Origin of the sequence: Yersinia sp. 1252 StPb PI (genome assembly GCF_048593885.1) — a bacterium.
Classification (GTDB): Bacteria; Pseudomonadota; Gammaproteobacteria; order Enterobacterales; family Enterobacteriaceae; genus Yersinia; species Yersinia enterocolitica_E.
In genome coordinates this window covers 1-17,028 of the sequence record NZ_JAZGQE010000047.1, presented here as the reverse complement: position 1 = coordinate 17,028, position 17,028 = coordinate 1, and the positions used below count along the sequence as shown (strand labels likewise).

Here is a 17,028-nt window from a genome sequence, read left to right as displayed (position 1 = left end):
CTGGACAGAATTTCATGGAGAAAATTATGAACTACCGCCTGACTGGGCTGGCTTTTGCCACCGTGCTATTAGTAGGGTGTGCCAGTAGCTCGCCGGATCATATGGAGCAGGGCCGCTCAGATCCGCTGGAAGGTTTTAACCGGGCAATGTTCAATTTTAACTATGAGGTTCTTGATCCTTACGTGGTGCGCCCGGTAGCCGTAGTTTGGCGTGATTACGTGCCACAACCCGCACGTAACGGCACAAGTAACTTCCTGAGTAACCTTGAAGAGCCAGCCAGTATGGTCAACAGCTTCTTGGTGGGTGACCCGTATAATGGCATGAAGCACTTTAACCGCTTCTTCCTGAATACTATTTTGGGCATGGGTGGCTTGATAGATGTGGCGAGTATGGCTAACCCTAAGCTGGCTAAACAAGTCCCTCACCGCTTTGGCAGCACACTGGGCCATTATAATGTTGGTTACGGCCCGTATGTAGTGTTACCGGGCTATGGCAGCTTCACCATTCGTGAGGATGGGGGGAATGCGGCTGATTACGTTTATCCGGTGTTGAGCTATCTCACGTTCTGGATGTCGGCAGGTAAATGGATGGTTGAAGGGATTGAAACCCGTGCTCAGCTATTGGATTCCGATGGGTTGCTGCGTAACTCGTCAGATCCTTATCTGATGGTGCGCGATGCCTACTTCCAACGTCATGATTTCCTGGCGAATGGCGGGCAGTTGAAACCGGAAGTCAATTCGAATGCACAAGCCATTCAGGGTGATTTGGACAGTATCGATTCAGCCAACTGATTCTGATACCTGATTCGAATAATAAAAAAGCGCCGAAAGGCGCTTTTTTATGGGCAAAGGAATTGCCAGTATCCGCTAATTAGAACGCGTAGTTAAAGTTCACGCCGTACAGCAGTGCCGTACCTTTGGAGTCGAACTGATAAGTAGTGCCGCCCACTGCCGCTGGTGTTTTTTCAGTAATATGCACGCTTTGGCCATGCATATAGGAAATACCAACATCCACTGAGGCATCTTTGTTGAAGGCGTAGGTAGTACCAGCACTGATCCAGAAACGGTCTTGGTCTGGAATTGAGATAGTGCGGTTATCTGCCGGAACCGGGCTGTCATCGAAGGCAATACCGGTACGGAAGGTCCAATTATCATCGTGATAATAAGTGGTACCCAGCGCGATGCGGTAAGCATCATGGAAGCCTTCATGTTTTTCAAACAGTGTCTGGCCATTAGTGCCGGTTGCTTTCAGTTCCTGGAACTGGCTCCAACTGGTGTAGGCCATGCTGTAGTGAATCGCCCACTGTGGTGCCACTTTGTTATAGCCAGACACTTCCCAGACTTCTGGTAGGTTCAGAGTTAAAGCACCCGGGATCGTATTACCGCCAGTGCCTCTTGGTGGTGGCAGTTGGTTGCTGAAATCACCATCAAAGTCGATTTTCACTTTTGAGCGGTAAGTGAAGCTATAACGGTTTTCTTTATCAACTTCATACAGCACGCCCGCATTCCAACCATACCCCCACTCTTTACCTTCCATACGGGTAACTTCGGTATTAGCAGGGCGACCCGATAGCGGACCAACTTCACCGAGATGGCGTACAATCTTCGCATCGGCGTACACTGCATTAAAGCCCAGGCCGAAACTGAAGTTTTCATTCAGGCGATACGCGGTGCTCAGGTTCAGGTTGGCGGTTTTCAGATCAGTCTGACCGCCAAGAGAACCCGCAGGATAGTCGTCATTGAATTCAGTAGCCAAACCGTAGTTTGAGGTACCAGAGGCACCAATTGCCCATTGCTCATTCAGTGGCATAATAAAGTGGATATTTGGGATCCACTCTGAAGGCGCGATGTTATTGGCATCGGTACTTCTGCCTGAAATGGGGGATGTCCCACTAATGTTGACGTCAGGATCAACATAAACAAAGCCGCCAGAGAAAGAAGGGCGGTCGAACAAAGTCATTGCTGCGGGGTTACGGCTACCAACTGATGCGTTGTCGGCAACGGCGCCTTCACCAGAGAAAGAACGCCCCAATGCAGCGGCTGAATATTCATTCAACTGGAAGCCAGCCGCAGAAACGTTCGACGATATGATTGCCACTGCAGCTGCCAGAGCTGATCGGGTAAACAGGTTTTTCTGGTTCATGACCAAAACCTCATTGTTTTAATTAATGTTACACACCGTAACAAGAGAATGCGGGATTGTAGGGTCCGTTATCGGTCAGACAAAGCAGACCAGTGGCTGAAGTATAGGTCCGACCTGTGTCAGTGTTGCAAGTATGTTTTGGGATTTGTTCAGTTTTGATTGCAAAAAATAGACACAGTTAACAAAAAACTCACAATTTAGTATCAATTATTACATTATCAATGAATGAGCATACAATTTGACTGTGACCTTTATCACTTAATAAGCCTATAAACAGTAAGTCCTAGTGCCAAGTGACCGACGGTAGTAAAATAGTGACAGAGAAAATATTTTTTTTTGCGCCATGCCTTTTTGTGCTATTTGCACTAACGAATTGGCAATTTGCACCTATTTTGAAATGTCCGTTGAGGAGAATTGAAGATGTCAGATGCAAGTATTCGATCAACAAGTAATCGCTGTAGTGCGGAAGAAACTGCTGCCTGCTGCTGTATAGATGTTGGTACTATAATGGATAATACTGATTGCACGGCCTCTTACAGTTGTGTGTTTGACAACCGTACTGAAGCTGAAGCGATGCTGAAATCGCTGACCGAAAAAGCGCGTGCTATTGAGTCAGAACCTTGCTTGATTGAGCATAAATTGGAAGAGAAGGACGGCGGTGTTTGTTTAACCATCGACTTTACTTTTGCCTGCCAGGCAGAAACCATGATTTTCCAGCTGGGTCTGCGTTAATTCATGCCGGTAGTCACCGCAACTCAGGTAAGTTGAACCGATCTCTAACGCGAAGCCTTTTGCTTCGCGTTTATTTTTGTCTAATTTCCTCTGTAAATTTATCGCGTTAGATTCATCATTCTTCCCCATCCCCAATGCATCTTTCCCACGATTTTGTCGCTAAAAGTTGCTCCCGCTCTCACTTTCCTGTTCTGTAGGTTTACCAAATGTAAATTTTTGGTTAAAAATAATTAGATCAGGTCAGACCTGTTATTTGTTATGCTTAACTAAAAGCCACTCTATTTATCAGGAGCGTTTATGAGTAAGCCATTACCGCTAGTGACGCGCCAGGGCGATCGCATTGCAATCGTCAGCGGTCTGCGGACCCCTTTTGCCAAGCAAGCAACTGCTTATCATGGCGTACCGGCCGTCGACTTAGGCAAAATTGTGGTCAGTGAGTTGCTGGCCAGAAGTGGCGTTGCTCCTGAGTTAATTGATCAACTCGTATTCGGTCAAGTGGTGCAGATGCCTGAAGCGCCAAATATTGCCCGTGAAATCGTGTTGGGTACCGGCATGAGTGTGCATACCGATGCTTACAGTGTCTCACGCGCGTGTGCCACCAGTTTTCAGGCGGTAGCCAATGTGGCAGAAAGTATTATTGCAGGCTCAGTCACGGTAGCGATAGCCGGTGGTGCCGATTCCTCTTCCGTGCTGCCAATTGGTGTCAGTAAAGCACTGGCGCGAACCTTGGTTGATGTTAATAAAGCGCGAACCCTCTCCCAGCGGCTGAAGTTGTTCAGCCGCTTAAAGTTACGCGATTTGCTTCCTGTTGCCCCGGCAGTGGCTGAATACTCTACCGGCTTGCGCATGGGGGATACCGCAGAGCAGATGGCAAAAACCTATGGTATCAGCCGTGAAGATCAGGATGCTCTGGCGCTACGATCGCACCAAATGGCCGCGATTGCCTGGCAGCAAGGGTTATTACACGATGAGGTGATGACGGCTTATATCCCGCCTTACCGTGATGCTATTACCGAAGATAACAATATCCGCAAAGACTCCACTTTGGCGCAATATGCCAAGTTACGCCCCGCATTCGATCGCCAACACGGCAGTGTCACGGCGGCCAACAGCACCCCTTTGACGGACGGTGCCGCAGCCGTGATGATGATGAGTGAAGCGAAAGCAAAAGAGTTAGGTTTGCAACCGTTGGGTTATCTGCGCAGTTTCGCCTTTTCCGCCATCGATGTTTGGCAAGATATGCTGCTAGGCCCATCTTATGCCACGCCACTGGCGCTGGACCGTGCCGGCATCACGCTGGCTGATTTGACCCTTATCGATATGCATGAAGCATTTGCGGCACAAACACTGGCTAACCTGAAAATGTTTGCCAGTGATACTTTCGCGCGTGAAAAATTGGGTCGTAGCCAGGCTATTGGTGAAGTTGATATGAGCAAATTCAACGTATTGGGTGGTTCGATTGCCTACGGTCACCCCTTTGCGGCCACTGGCGCCCGGATGATTACCCAAACATTAAATGAATTGCGTCGCCGTGGCGGAGGATTAGGGCTAACGACGGCATGTGCTGCCGGTGGGTTGGGTGCCGCGATGATTTTGGAGGTGGAGTAATGCGTCAGGAAAATTTACTTAACAGCGGTAGTGAAACAGCCTCAGGGGATAGCCGTACCCCAACCGATTCGGTCTTTACCCTCAATGTGCGGCCAGACAATATCGGTGTGATCACCATTGATGTTATTGGTGACAAAGTGAATACCTTAAAGGCTGAATTTGCAGAGCAAATTGCCGAGATACTGCAACAAGCGCAGGCTTTATCACAATTGCAGGGGCTGGTTATTATTTCTGGTAAGCCAGACTCTTTTATTGCTGGTGCTGATATCACCATGATTGCCGCTTGTCGTACCGCGCACGATGCGCGTGTATTGGCACAGAAAGGGCAATCTGTTCTGGCGCAGATCGCTGCATTCCCCATACCGGTGGTGGCTGCTATCCATGGTGCTTGCCTGGGCGGTGGTTTGGAGCTGGCGCTAGCGTGCCATAGCCGCATCTGTTCGCTAGATGACAAAACGGTACTCGGTTTGCCAGAGGTTCAACTCGGTCTGTTGCCCGGATCGGGTGGCACACAACGCTTGCCGCGCTTGATTGGTGTCAGTAAAGCACTGGATATGATTCTCACCGGCAGACAAGTCCGTGCGCGCCAGGCGCTTAAGATGGGGCTGGTGGACGATGCGGTGCCCCACGATATCTTGTTAGATGTGGCGGTCAAACGGGCCAAAGCGGGTTGGCTCGACAGGCCAGTTTTACCTTGGCAGGAACGTCTGCTTAGCGGCCCATTGGGTAAAGCATTACTGTTTAAGATTGTGCGTAAAAAAACGCTGGCGCAGACCAAGGGCCATTATCCGGCGGCGGAGCGCATTATTGATGTGGTGCGTAAAGGATTGGACTACGGTGGCCCCAGTGGTTATGAAGCAGAAGCCAGAGCCTTTGGTGATCTGGCCATGTCCCCCCAGTCAGCTGCTTTGCGTAGCTTGTTCTTTGCCACAACATCACTGAAAAAGGAGACCGGTGGTACAGCGCAGCCTCGTGCTATTCATCGTGTTGGGGTCTTGGGTGGCGGTCTGATGGGTGGCGGAATTGCCAATGTAACGGCCACTCGTGCAGGCTTACCGGTACGTATCAAAGATATTAATCCGCAAGGGATTAATCAGGCGCTAAAATACACTTGGGATGCCTTAGGCAAGCGGGTTCGCAGTAAGCGTATGCGCCCGGCTGAACGGCAGCGCCAGATGATGCTGATTTCCGGCAGCACAGATTATTGTGGTTTTGACTCGGTTGATATCGTAGTTGAAGCTGTATTTGAAGATTTATCATTGAAGCAGCAAATGGTTGCTGATATCGAACGTTTCGGCGCAGCACATACCATTTTTGCCTCCAATACCTCCTCATTGCCGATAAGCCAAATTGCTGCGCAGGCACAGCGACCAGAACAGGTGATCGGCCTGCACTACTTTAGTCCGGTCGATAAAATGCCGCTGGTTGAAGTGATTCCTCATGCAAAAACCAGCGAAGAAACTATCGCAACCACAGTAGCTTTGGCGCGTAAACAAGGTAAAACAGCTATTGTCGTGGCTGATTGCGCTGGGTTTTATGTAAACCGAATTCTGGCTCCGTATATTAACGAAGCTGCTCGTTGTGTACTGGACGGTGAACCTATCGATTCTGTTGACAAAGCGTTGGTGAATTTCGGCTTCCCGGTTGGACCGATCACGCTGTTGGATGAAGTTGGCATTGATGTGGGTACCAAAATCATGCCGATTTTGGTTGAGCAACTAGGGCCGCGTTTTGCTGCACCTCCATCATTTGATGTCATCTTGAAGGATGGACGGAAAGGGCGTAAAAATGGCCGTGGCTTTTATCTCTATCCGGCAGCAACCAAAGGTATTAACTGGAAGAAAAAGCAGGATAAACAAGTCGATACCAGTGTTTATGTCTTGCTGGGTGTGACGCCGAAAGCCCATCTCGAGTCCTCGGTGGTAGCACAGCGTTGTACCATGATGATGTTGAATGAAGCGGCACGCTGTCTGGATGAATCGATAATTCGTAACCCACGCGATGGTGATATTGGTGCTGTGTTTGGCATCGGCTTCCCGCCATTCCTGGGGGGGCCTTTCCGCTATCTGGATAGTCTGGGGGCGGAGAAGGTCGTGAAAACACTCAGATTGTTAGCACAACAATACGGCGAACGTTTTGAACCTTGCCAACTGTTGGTGAGCATGGCCGAACAGCAACAGACGTTTTACCCGCAGGAACGTAATCCAGATGAGGTGCCTGGCGAAGAGCGCTGAGTCTGCAAAAGGGTATTGCTCACGGGGCTTGGCCGCATTTTTCCACTAAACAGGCGGCCGACTAACACCTATTCTTAAGAGTGTGAGCAGGATCACCACCTGCAATTCTAAGGGATTAGGTGGCTGTACACTGGGGGCAACCCGCGCTACCTTAACCAGAATCACGTTAAGTGACTATTCGTGCCAAAATGTATTAATAGGTACTTATTGCGCAGGTGATAAAGTTTAGATTAAGCTGTTGATATGGTTATTATGTAACCATTCAAGGTTGGCTGCCGGTATGCTCGGTGTAAAAAACAGCCATTTTCTTTACCTTAAGTTTCAGGCAAAATGCCCGGCCGCCATAGAGAGACGGCGCGTTATCGTTATGAAGTTTCTTTGCCTATGGCAAAGGTTTCGGCGGTACAGCACGCAAAGCGTTTCTGTATAGCGTTATTTTGTTAACAAAAACGGTGCAATATGCAAGTTTTCATTATGCGTCACGGTGACGCGGCCCTTGATGCAGCAAGTGATGCACAACGGCCTCTTACTCTGTGTGGTCAGGATGAGTCACGTCAGATAGCAAGCTGGCTAAGCGAGCAGTCTGTTGATATCGATCAGATTTTGGTTAGCCCTTATCTACGCGCAGCGCAAACATTAGATGTCGCGCGTGAGGTGATGACACTACCGGCAGAGCAGGAAGTGATGCCAGAATTAACGCCGGGTGGGGATGCCGCTTTTGTCTGCTGCTATTTGCAGGCATTGGCAAAAGAAGATTGTGCCGCAGTGCTGGTCATTTCGCACTTGCCGCTGGTCGGGTATCTGGTTTCTGAGCTTTGTCCAGGGCAATGCCCACCAATGTTTGCCACCTCGGCAATCGCCTGTGTTGATCTTAATGGTGATACCGGGAAGGGGACATTTGATTGGCAGGTCAGCCCGTCACAACTGTTGGCAAAGGCTTGCCACGGTTAAAACAGTGTTAGTGAATATTCAATCGGCGCGGCATCTCTGTCGCGCCGTTGTTTTTCTGTCAAACCGCATTTCGCGTCTATTCTTCTAACTCAATTAAGACCAGTAATGCCGCAGTCCCACCCCAATCTTTAGGGGCTTGATGGAATGCCAGCACATCAGGGTGTTGCGCCAGCCACAAAGGGGTTTGCTGCTTCAGAACATGTTTGCCGTGACCATGCATCACGCAGGCACAATGCACATGCTCCCGCTTACAGGCAGCAATCAGTGCGCCCAACTCCTGTTTGGCCTGTTTCTGGGTTAATCCGTGTAAATCCAAAAACATATCGGGCGAGTAATCACCGCGCCGCAGCTTTTTAACTTCAAAATGATCAACGCCAGGCCGCACATAGCGGGTGGGACCGTCGTAATCCAACTGCGGTTGGAATTCATCGGAAAAATAATAACTGGCATCAACCTGCTCTTGCAGTAATTTTTCCGGTGCGATTCTTTTGCCCAACTTGGGCGGTGTATGCAGAACAATCGTATCTTGTTTCAGCTTCTTCGCCCCAACTATTGACTCCTTAAATAGCTGTAAATCATCAGTCGTGAGGTGATATTTATTTTTCATCATCAGTTCGTTGTACTTATTTGATTACCTCCAGTTTACCTGTTGAGCGTCATCTGTCTAAATAAATGTCTATACCCGTCATATTTCAAGGTGTAGGTGTGTTGGCTGTTCTCGCAATCAAGCGGTTATCCATACAATTTTCAATGTTAATGTGCTTTTCATTATTCGGTTATCATTCAACTGATGTATTGCTGCTGATTTGTCGCGGGCTTCATGGCAAACTAGGGGGATAGATAATGATTTTTCGCACCGTTGTTGGAGAATACCTTGGACAAGATTTTCGTCGATGAAGCAGTAAATGAGCTGCACACCATTCAGGATATGCTGCGCTGGGCAGTTAGCCGGTTTAATGCGGCCAATATTTTTTATGGTCACGGTACTGATAATCCGTGGGACGAAGCAGTACAACTGGTTTTCCCAAGCCTGTTTTTACCGATAGATATCCCTGAGGATATGCGCAGTGCGCGCCTGACGTCGAGCGAGCGGCACCGTATTGTCGAACGGGTGATCCGCCGGGTTAACGAGCGAATTCCGGTTGCTTATCTGACCAATAAAGCTTGGTTCTGCGGCATGGAATATTATGTTGATGAGCGTGTATTGGTGCCACGTTCACCGATAGCTGAATTGATTAATAACAGCTTTGATGGTCTGATCAGACACCAGCCTAAGCATATTCTGGATATGTGTACCGGCAGTGGTTGTATTGCTATTGCTTGTGCCTATGCCTTCCCAGACGCTGAAGTGGATGCTGTCGATATCTCTAATGATGTTCTGGCAGTAACTGAACATAATATTCAACAGCATGAGATGGAACATCAGGTCACACCGATTCGCTCTGACCTGTTCCGTGATTTACCACCAATCAAATATGACTTGATTGTCACTAATCCACCGTATGTCGATGCCGAAGATATGGCCGACTTACCGCAGGAGTTCCGCTTCGAGCCTGAACTTGGGTTGGCTGCTGGCAGCGATGGCTTGAAACTGGCTCGCCGTATTCTGGCTTGCGCCCCGGACTTCTTGCAAGATGATGGCGTGTTGATTTGCGAAGTGGGCAACAGCATGGTGCATTTGATGGACATGTATCCTGATGTGCCGTTTACCTGGCTGGAGTTCGACAACGGCGGTGATGGCGTATTTATGCTGACCAAACAGCAACTGATTGACTGCGCTCCGCATTTTAGTATGTACCGCGACTAATCGATCTCTGCTTATAAAGTCTGTCAGTGTGATAAATATCATGCTGGCAGATTGTTTATGACTAAATGGTAAGGAGCCGTGATGGCTGGCAACAGTATTGGGCAGTTTTTCCGCGTCACCACTTTTGGTGAATCTCACGGCATCGCCTTGGGGTGTATTATTGATGGCGTCCCTCCGGGCATTCCAATCACCGAAGCTGACATTCAGTTGGATCTCGACCGGCGTCGCCCGGGTACCTCACGCTATACCACTCAACGCCGCGAGCCGGATCAGGTGCGTATTTTATCTGGCGTGTTTGAGGGGGTAACCACCGGTACCAGCATCGGGTTGATGATTGAGAATACTGACCAGCGGTCACAGGATTACAGCACGATTAAAGATGTCTTCCGCCCAGGCCATGCTGACTATACCTACGAACAAAAATACGGTGTGCGTGACTATCGGGGAGGAGGCCGCTCTTCAGCCCGTGAAACCGCGATGCGTGTTGCCGCCGGTGCCATTGCTAAAAAGTATCTGGCGCAGAAATTCGGGGTGCAGGTGCGTGGCTATCTGGCACAAATTGGCGATATTAGTTGTGATTTGATTGATTGGGATTTGGTTGAACAAAATCCGTTCTTCTGTCCAGACGCCAGTAAATTGGAGCCGCTGGATGCGCTGATGCGTGAACTGAAAAAAGCCGGTGACTCTATTGGAGCCAAAATTACCGTGGTCGCTGAACACGTGCCAGTTGGTTTGGGTGAGCCAGTATTTGACCGTTTAGATGCAGATTTGGCCCATGCGCTGATGAGTATCAATGCGGTGAAAGGGGTGGAAATCGGTGATGGCTTTGCTGTTGTTACTAAGCGTGGTAGTGAAAACCGTGATGAGATTACCCCACAAGGTTTCCAGAGCAATCATGCCGGGGGCATTTTAGGTGGCATCAGCAGCGGGCAACCGGTTGTGGCCCATATCGCTTTGAAACCGACATCCAGCATTATGGTACCAGGGCAAACCATTAACCGGCAGGGTGAGGCGGTTGAGATGGTTACCCGTGGTCGCCATGACCCTTGTGTCGGTATTCGCGCCGTCCCTATTGCTGAGGCCATGATGGCTATTGTGTTAATGGATCACTTGCTGCGCCAGCGTGCACAGTGCGGTGATGTGGTTTCCGACGTTCCGCGCTGGTAGGCACAATGAACAAATGGATTGTGGCTGCAGTGGCACTTGCCGCTACCGTAGCACTCACCGCTATAGCCCCGGTCATGGCGGCGACGCCATGGCAACAGATAGCCAACCCGGTTGCAGGTTCTCCACAGTCGATTGGTGGTTTTGCCAACGGCTGCGTTATCGGTGCGATGCCTTTGCCGCTCCAATCGGCAGATTATCAGGTGATGCGCCCGGATCAGCGCCGTTATTTCGGTCATCCTGATTTACTGAACTTTATCCACCGTCTGAGTGCGCAGGCTGAGCAACATCGCTTGGGGACGGTATTGATTGGCGATATGGCAATGCCCGCCGGTGGGCGCTTTAGTAGCGGGCATGCCAGTCACCAGTCTGGTTTGGATGTGGATATCTGGCTACAACTGCCAGTACAGCGCTGGAGCCAACAGCAATTGCTGAAACCGCAACCTGTTGATTTGGTGGCAGCCGACGGCAAACGGGTCGTCCCCGCACTCTGGCAACCTCAGGTCGAGAGTCTTATCAAGTTGGCGGCGAACGATAACGAAGTGACGCGTATTTTCGTCAATCCGGCGATTAAAAAACAACTGTGTCTGGATGCCGGAACGGATCGTAATTGGTTGCATAAAGTGCGCCCGTGGTTCGGCCATCGTGCACATATGCATGTAAGATTGCGCTGCCCGGCAGATAGCCTGGAGTGTTTGGATCAAGACACGCCTCCTGCGGGGGATGGTTGTGGTGCAGAACTGGAAAGCTGGTTCCAGCCCCATCAACCGAGTGCTAAACCGGGTAAAACCTTACCCCCACCATTGCCGCCTTCATGTCAGGCTTTGTTGGATAACCATTTTGCTGCGGAATAAATCATGGATTGGTTTACGCTGGGCCCTGAGGTTTTAGGGATACTGTTTGTCGTCGCCTTATTGGCGGGTTTTATTGATTCCATTGCGGGTGGCGGAGGCTTGCTCACCGTGCCGGCATTACTGGCGGTTGGATTACCACCGGCACAGGCGTTGGCGACCAATAAATTGCAATCGGTCGGCGGGTCATTATCCGCCAGCCTCTATTTTATCCGCCGTGGGGCGGTGAATTTAAAAGAGCAAAAGCTAACCATTGCTCTAACGCTGGTCGGCTCAATGCTGGGTGCTATTTTGGTTCAGCATATGCGGGCCGATATTTTGCGGCAAATTCTGCCATTGCTGGTGATAGGGATTGGTGTTTATTTTCTGCTCACCCCCAAACTGGGTGAGGTTGATCGGCAACGCCGTCTATCCGCACTACCCTTTGCCTTGATTGCTGGCGGTGGTGTCGGTTTTTATGATGGTTTCTTTGGCCCCGGAGCCGGTTCTTTCTATGCGCTGGCCTTTGTGACGCTGTGCGGATTTAATCTGGCGAAATCCACCGCTCATGCCAAAGTGCTTAATTTTACCTCCAACTTGGGTGGCCTGACCTTCTTCATCGTCGGCGGCAAAGTAGTGTGGAGTATTGGGTTGGTGATGCTAGTAGGGCAGGTGTTGGGCGCACGCCTTGGTGCACATATGGTGTTGACCAAAGGCCAAAAATTAATCCGCCCAATGATTGTCGTGGTGTCATTCGTAATGAGCTGCAAGCTGCTGTATGACAGCCACGGTTCTGAGATCTCCTCCTGGTTAGGGTTACACGTTTTCGCATAACTTAAGGTATCAAAATAGCAGTGAGCCTGACTGTCGCTGACGATACCGCTCTTACGGACCCAAGTATGACCCATGATTATCAGCAATTAATCGATGTTTTTAATGCCTGTTTTAGCGACCAATATAATACCCGGCTGGTAAAAGGTGACGATGAGCCTATTTATCTGCCTGCCGATGACGAATTTCCCTATCATCGGGTGATTTTTGCCCATGGTTATTATGCCAGCGGGATGCATGAGATCTCCCATTGGTGTATTGCCGGTGAAGAGCGGCGCAAGTTGGTCGATTTTGGTTATTGGTACTGCCCGGATGGGCGTGATGCATTAACCCAGAGCCAGTTTGAAGTGGTTGAGATCAAGCCACAGGCACTGGAATGGATGTTCTGTGTAGCGGCGGGTTTCCCTTTCAACGTCAGTTGCGACAACCTGGAGGGTGATTGTGAGCCGGATCGCATCACATTCCAGCGCAAAGTACGCCAACAAGTGCTGTGGAATTTAGAAAACGGTATATCCCCACGACCTGCAGGCTTTATTCAGGCACTACAATCGTTTTACAATACGCCGCCGTTGGTAGCCGCGCTTTTCCCTTACCCGGAAGATCTCGTGTAGCTTGCAGCCTGGCTGCAACGCCATTATTTTTGGATAGAGAGGAAAATTGATGATCGCAGAGTTCGAAACGCACATATTAGCGCAGATTGATGACATGGTAGAGCACGCCAGTGATGATGATTTATTTGCCGGCGGTTATCTGCGCGGCCATCTGACTCTAGCCGTGGCAGAATCTGAAGAGTTTGGTGAACATACGGCTGAGCAGTTACATGCCCGCGTGCAGACCAGCCTGGAAAAAGCGATCAAAGCCGGGGAGCTTTCCCCACCGGATCAGGTTTTGGTATTGGGCTTGTGGGATCGTTTACTTGAGCAAGCTATTAAATAGCGTTCATTGCTGGAGTCGCGGGGAGGTTAGCGATGTTCGTGATTTGGCCTCGCCTCTGCGACTCCAATGACTTTGGTGTCGCTGCAAGCCACCCCGCGAGCTGCCCGCTAAGATAACCGCGCAACGCGCTGTTGTACCGGCCTGCCTTTCAGCAATTTTCGAATCCAAAATCGATTGGGATTGAGTGCCGCCAGCGTCGGCGCATCTAATGGCTGCGGTTCCCCGAACATTTGTGCGGCCAAAATTTCTGCCACCAATGGCGCACTGCACAACCCCCGTGACCCCAATGCCCCCACCATGAATAATTCCGGCCATACCGGCGCTGGCGCTATCTCATCACCACGCTGAATTTTGCGTGGCAGATCCTGATATTGTGCCAGTGTTGCAGCATAATCCGGTACCGCGCCCACCATCGGTAAGTGATCACGAATAGCGCACCGCACCCCGCAGCGCGCTTGATTATCACTGATATCAACCTGATGCGGCCAATTTACTTGTGGCAGACAGCGTAACAGGCGGTCCCGGTTCTCTTGCTGTTCATCGGCACGAAAATCAGTGGCAATATCGCCGCGCTGATAACTGGCACCAATACAGTGATGCTGGTTAGCCGGGTTCACTGGCGTCAGATAGCCGTCATAGCACAGCACTTGCTGCAACTGACTGAGTACTGAGGTCGTGGGAATGTGCGAGACCTGCCCGCGCACGGCTGACAGCGGCAGATGCTGGGTTTGTTGCCACTCAGCTAAGCGGTGGCCGGTGGCCAGCACCACTGTAGCATGTTGTTTCGCCGCCAGTGGTTGTTGGGTATCGTGTTGTTGGCTATCGGTGGGTTGGGCACTGAGTTGCTGGAAGCTGAGCTGCCATTGCCCGTCAACATGCTCTAACTGGCTCAGTTCATGCTGATAGTGGCAAGTCATGCCTTTTTGTTGGGCCAGCAGCACCAGCGCTGTGGTGAGGTCTGATGGGCATAACCAGCCTCCGGCGGGATAATGTATACCATCGTGGGCGCAATCCAGCCCAGCGAGCGCACTGAGCTGTTCACGGCTCATGGCTTCGGCGAATGATACCGGCCAGCTTATTTGCAGCATTTTATCAATCTTGCCACGGCTTTTTTCATCAAATGCCAATTGGCTGACACCGCACCATTGATGATCAAAATGAATGCCTTGTGCTAACAATTGGTCATATTGGCGGCGGGCAAAGGTAAATGCGCTGGTGAAAAAGTTTTCCAGTGCATCATCTTTGCCGTTTAGCAGGGGATAGAGCGCACCTTGCCGGTTACCTGATGCACCTTGCGCCGGTTGTGCATCGGCGCAATAGAGCGTGACCTTGGCCCCACGGCGCAATAAGGCTAATGCTGTCAATGCACTGACGATACCGCCGCCAATGATCGCGATATCATCACAACGGACCGCCGCTGGCCGATGGTACCAAGGCGCTGAGGGTGACCCGATGCTTTGTGGCAATCTGCCCGTGAGCATTTCACGTTTTTGCCCAAAACCTTTCACTTTAGCTACGTCAAAACCTGCTTGTTGCAAACCACGGCGAACAAATCCGGCGGCAGTAAATGTGGCAAAAGTGCCCCCCGGCCTTGCCATCCGCGCCATGGCATTGAACAGCATATCATTCCACATATCGGGGTTTTTCGCCGGGGCAAAGCCATCAAGAAACCAGGCATCTACTTGATTATTCAGGCTGGCATCCAACTGGGGTAGCAAGGTATTGACATCACCAAACCACAGATCCAGAGTGATACTCCCCTGCGCTAGCAGAATACGATGGCAGCCAGCAAGAGGTAACGGCCATTGCGCGCGCAATTGTTCGGCAAAAAATGCCAGTTCTGGCCAGCGGTCATGGGCGGCAGCTAAATCTGCCACTTGTAGTGGGTATTTTTCGAAGCTGATATAGTGTAATCGCTGGAGTTTTGCACTGGCGTGTTGCTGTTTGAACTGAGCAAAATCGCGCCATAATGTCAGAAAATTTAAGCCAGTTCCGAAGCCCGTTTCGGCAAAAATGCAGTTATCCCGCGGGTGTTGAATGAAACGCTCAGGGAAGCCATTCCCCTTAAGAAAAACGTAGTGAGTCTCTTCCAGGCCATCTTCATTGGAAAAATAGATGTCATCAAACTGTTCCGATACAGGTGTACCCTGTTCATTCCAGCTTAATGTCGCGGTTTGGATTGGGGGGTGGCTCACGTTGAAAGACTCGTATCTCAAGGGGTAGGGCGATTCTAACTATGTGACCGGCCGCGTGCAAATCGTAAAATTATCTGGGTATATTACGCTGATCGGACTTGTTCGGCGTACAACTGTACGCTAAAGTGCGTTGCAAAATCCCGAATGTAAAATAAGTGGAAGAGGTATTGAATGAAGCGTGCAGTAATTACTGGCTTGGGTATTGTCTCCAGCATTGGTAATAACCAGCAGGAAGTTCTGGCATCTTTGCAGGAAGGCCGCTCTGGCATTACTTTCGCTCAGGAATTTAAAGACGCAGGTATGCGCAGCCACGTATGGGGCGATGTAAAGCTGGCATCTGAGCCTAAAGACCTCATTGATCGCAAAGTGCTGCGTTTTATGAGCGACGCCTCAATTTATGCTTTTCTTGCGATGGAAGAAGCGATAGCAGACTCTGGCCTGTCAGACGATCAGGTATCTAATTTCCGCAGTGGACTGGTGGTGGGTTCCGGTGGTGGTTCACCCCGTAATCAGGTTGCCGGTTCTGATGCAATGCGTACCCCGCGCGGTTTGAAAGGTGTTGGTCCTTATATGGTGACCAAAGCCATGGCATCTGGTGTGTCCGCGTGCCTGGCAACCCCCTTTAAAATCAAAGGTGTTAACTACTCAATCAGCTCTGCCTGTGCGACGTCTGCGCACTGTATTGGCCATGCTTTGGAGTTAATCCAACTGGGCAAGCAGGATGTCGTGTTTGCGGGTGGTGGTGAAGAACTGTGCTGGGAAATGGCCTGCGAGTTCGATGCCATGGGTGCGTTGTCGACCAAATACAATGAAACCCCGGCTAAAGCCTCTCGTACTTATGATCAAGACCGTGATGGCTTCGTAATCGCCGGTGGTGGCGGTATGGTGGTGGTTGAAGAACTTGAGCATGCTCTGGCGCGTGGTGCTCACATCTACGCTGAGATTGTTGGCTACGGCGCAACCTCTGATGGTGCAGATATGGTTGCACCATCAGGTGAAGGTGCTGTGCGTTGCATGCAGATGGCAATGGCAGGTGTTGATACACCAATTGACTACATGAACGTACATGGCACTTCTACACCGGTCGGTGATGTGAAAGAGCTGGGCGCGATTCGTGAGGTGTTTGGTGATAACACGCCAGCTATTTCCTCAACAAAAGCCATGACCGGTCACTCTCTGGGTGCGGCGGGTGTGCATGAAGCTATCTTCAGCCTGTTGATGGTAGAGCACGGCTTTATCGCACCAAGTATCAATATTGAAAATCTGGATGAGAAAGCGGCAGGGATGAATATCATCACTGAGCCAACTCAACGCGAACTGACTACTGTTATGTCTAACAGCTTTGGTTTTGGTGGTACTAACGCCACTCTGGTCATGCGTAAATACCAGAAATAAGGTCAATTGCAGATATTTCTGCTCATTGATATTGAGTCATTAAGGCCCGCGAGCAATCGCGGGCCTTTTTATTCGCTATAAATAAACACTTCTACGGAAAAATACTATAATCATCAGGTGATTAACCTTTTTTAGTAATTTCATCTTTTTGTATCAAAGAAGACTAGTTGATCACTGACTATTCATAAAAATATCTTATACTC

15 protein-coding genes are annotated in these 17,028 nt (G+C 50.1%); 12 read left to right on the top strand and 3 right to left on the bottom strand.

Going from position 1 to position 17,028, the window contains the following annotated elements; translation table 11 throughout:
• The first annotated feature begins 26 nt into the window (after nt 1-26).
• Nucleotides 27-791, top strand: coding sequence for a phospholipid-binding lipoprotein MlaA (gene mlaA / locus V2A85_RS09420; protein ID WP_372559510.1), 765 nt, complete (start codon nt 27-29; stop codon nt 789-791).
• A gap of 79 nt (nt 792-870) precedes the next feature.
• Here mlaA and fadL read toward each other — a convergent pair whose 3' ends face one another.
• Nucleotides 871-2,142 carry a long-chain fatty acid transporter FadL gene (gene fadL, locus V2A85_RS09415; protein ID WP_193784622.1) on the bottom strand — a complete coding sequence of 424 codons (1,272 nt, stop codon included), beginning with the start codon at nt 2,140-2,142 and terminating at the stop codon, nt 871-873.
• A 420-nt stretch (nt 2,143-2,562) separates the two neighbouring features.
• Here fadL and V2A85_RS09410 point away from each other — a divergent pair, with 420 nt between their 5' ends.
• From V2A85_RS09410 to sixA, 4 genes are all read left to right on the top strand, one after another.
• Entirely contained in the window at nt 2,563-2,874 is a 312-nt protein-coding gene (locus V2A85_RS09410) for a YfcZ/YiiS family protein (RefSeq protein ID WP_372559509.1), read from the top strand.
• Nucleotides 2,875-3,171: 297 nt separating this feature from the next.
• Nucleotides 3,172-4,482 (top strand): acetyl-CoA C-acyltransferase FadI, encoded by a 1,311-nt coding sequence (gene fadI / locus V2A85_RS09405; RefSeq protein WP_420071306.1) that lies wholly within the window; start codon nt 3,172-3,174, stop codon nt 4,480-4,482.
• Nucleotides 4,482-6,716, top strand: a complete 2,235-nt coding sequence (fadJ, locus tag V2A85_RS09400; RefSeq protein WP_420071305.1) for a fatty acid oxidation complex subunit alpha FadJ — start codon at nt 4,482-4,484, stop codon at nt 6,714-6,716. Before fadI ends, fadJ begins: the two co-directional genes overlap by 1 nt.
• Nucleotides 6,717-7,175: 459 nt before the next feature.
• Entirely contained in the window at nt 7,176-7,667 is a 492-nt protein-coding gene (sixA, locus tag V2A85_RS09395) for a phosphohistidine phosphatase SixA (protein WP_372559507.1), read from the top strand.
• A 76-nt stretch (nt 7,668-7,743) separates the two neighbouring features.
• On the opposite strand, the gene smrB is transcribed toward sixA, so the two are convergent.
• On the bottom strand, nt 7,744-8,274 hold the full coding sequence (gene smrB, locus V2A85_RS09390) for an endonuclease SmrB (protein ID WP_083163530.1): 531 nt from the start codon (nt 8,272-8,274) through the stop codon (nt 7,744-7,746).
• Nucleotides 8,275-8,541: 267 nt separating this feature from the next.
• On the opposite strand from smrB, the gene prmB reads away from it, so the two are divergent.
• The 6 genes from prmB to V2A85_RS09360 all read left to right on the top strand — a co-directional run bounded on the left by prmB (nt 8,542) and on the right by V2A85_RS09360 (nt 13,235).
• Nucleotides 8,542-9,474, top strand: coding sequence for a 50S ribosomal protein L3 N(5)-glutamine methyltransferase (prmB, locus tag V2A85_RS09385; RefSeq protein WP_420071304.1), 933 nt, complete (start codon nt 8,542-8,544; stop codon nt 9,472-9,474).
• A gap of 81 nt (nt 9,475-9,555) precedes the next feature.
• Nucleotides 9,556-10,641: a chorismate synthase gene (aroC, locus tag V2A85_RS09380; protein ID WP_005183428.1), complete on the top strand. Its 1,086-nt coding sequence runs from the start codon at nt 9,556-9,558 to the stop codon at nt 10,639-10,641.
• A gap of 5 nt (nt 10,642-10,646) precedes the next feature.
• Complete coding sequence (gene mepA, locus V2A85_RS09375; RefSeq protein ID WP_372559505.1) at nt 10,647-11,492, top strand: penicillin-insensitive murein endopeptidase; 846 nt, start codon at nt 10,647-10,649, stop codon at nt 11,490-11,492.
• Between the two features lie 3 nt (nt 11,493-11,495).
• Nucleotides 11,496-12,302 carry a sulfite exporter TauE/SafE family protein gene (locus V2A85_RS09370; protein WP_372559504.1) on the top strand — a complete coding sequence of 269 codons (807 nt, stop codon included), beginning with the start codon at nt 11,496-11,498 and terminating at the stop codon, nt 12,300-12,302.
• A gap of 65 nt (nt 12,303-12,367) precedes the next feature.
• Nucleotides 12,368-12,910 carry an elongation factor P hydroxylase gene (locus V2A85_RS09365; protein WP_420071311.1) on the top strand — a complete coding sequence of 181 codons (543 nt, stop codon included), beginning with the start codon at nt 12,368-12,370 and terminating at the stop codon, nt 12,908-12,910.
• 49 nt (nt 12,911-12,959) lie between these two features.
• A complete protein-coding gene (locus tag V2A85_RS09360; protein ID WP_005183422.1) occupies nt 12,960-13,235 on the top strand; it encodes a YfcL family protein in 276 nt (91 codons plus the stop codon).
• A gap of 107 nt (nt 13,236-13,342) precedes the next feature.
• Here the strand turns inward: V2A85_RS09360 and mnmC are convergent, their stop codons facing one another.
• A complete protein-coding gene (gene mnmC, locus V2A85_RS09355; protein ID WP_420071303.1) occupies nt 13,343-15,430 on the bottom strand; it encodes a bifunctional tRNA (5-methylaminomethyl-2-thiouridine)(34)-methyltransferase MnmD/FAD-dependent 5-carboxymethylaminomethyl-2-thiouridine(34) oxidoreductase MnmC in 2,088 nt (695 codons plus the stop codon).
• 171 nt (nt 15,431-15,601) lie between these two features.
• Between mnmC and fabB the strand changes: the two genes are divergently transcribed.
• Nucleotides 15,602-16,825: a beta-ketoacyl-ACP synthase I gene (gene fabB / locus V2A85_RS09350; RefSeq protein WP_083158217.1), complete on the top strand. Its 1,224-nt coding sequence runs from the start codon at nt 15,602-15,604 to the stop codon at nt 16,823-16,825.
• Nucleotides 16,826-17,028 lie beyond the last annotated feature (203 nt).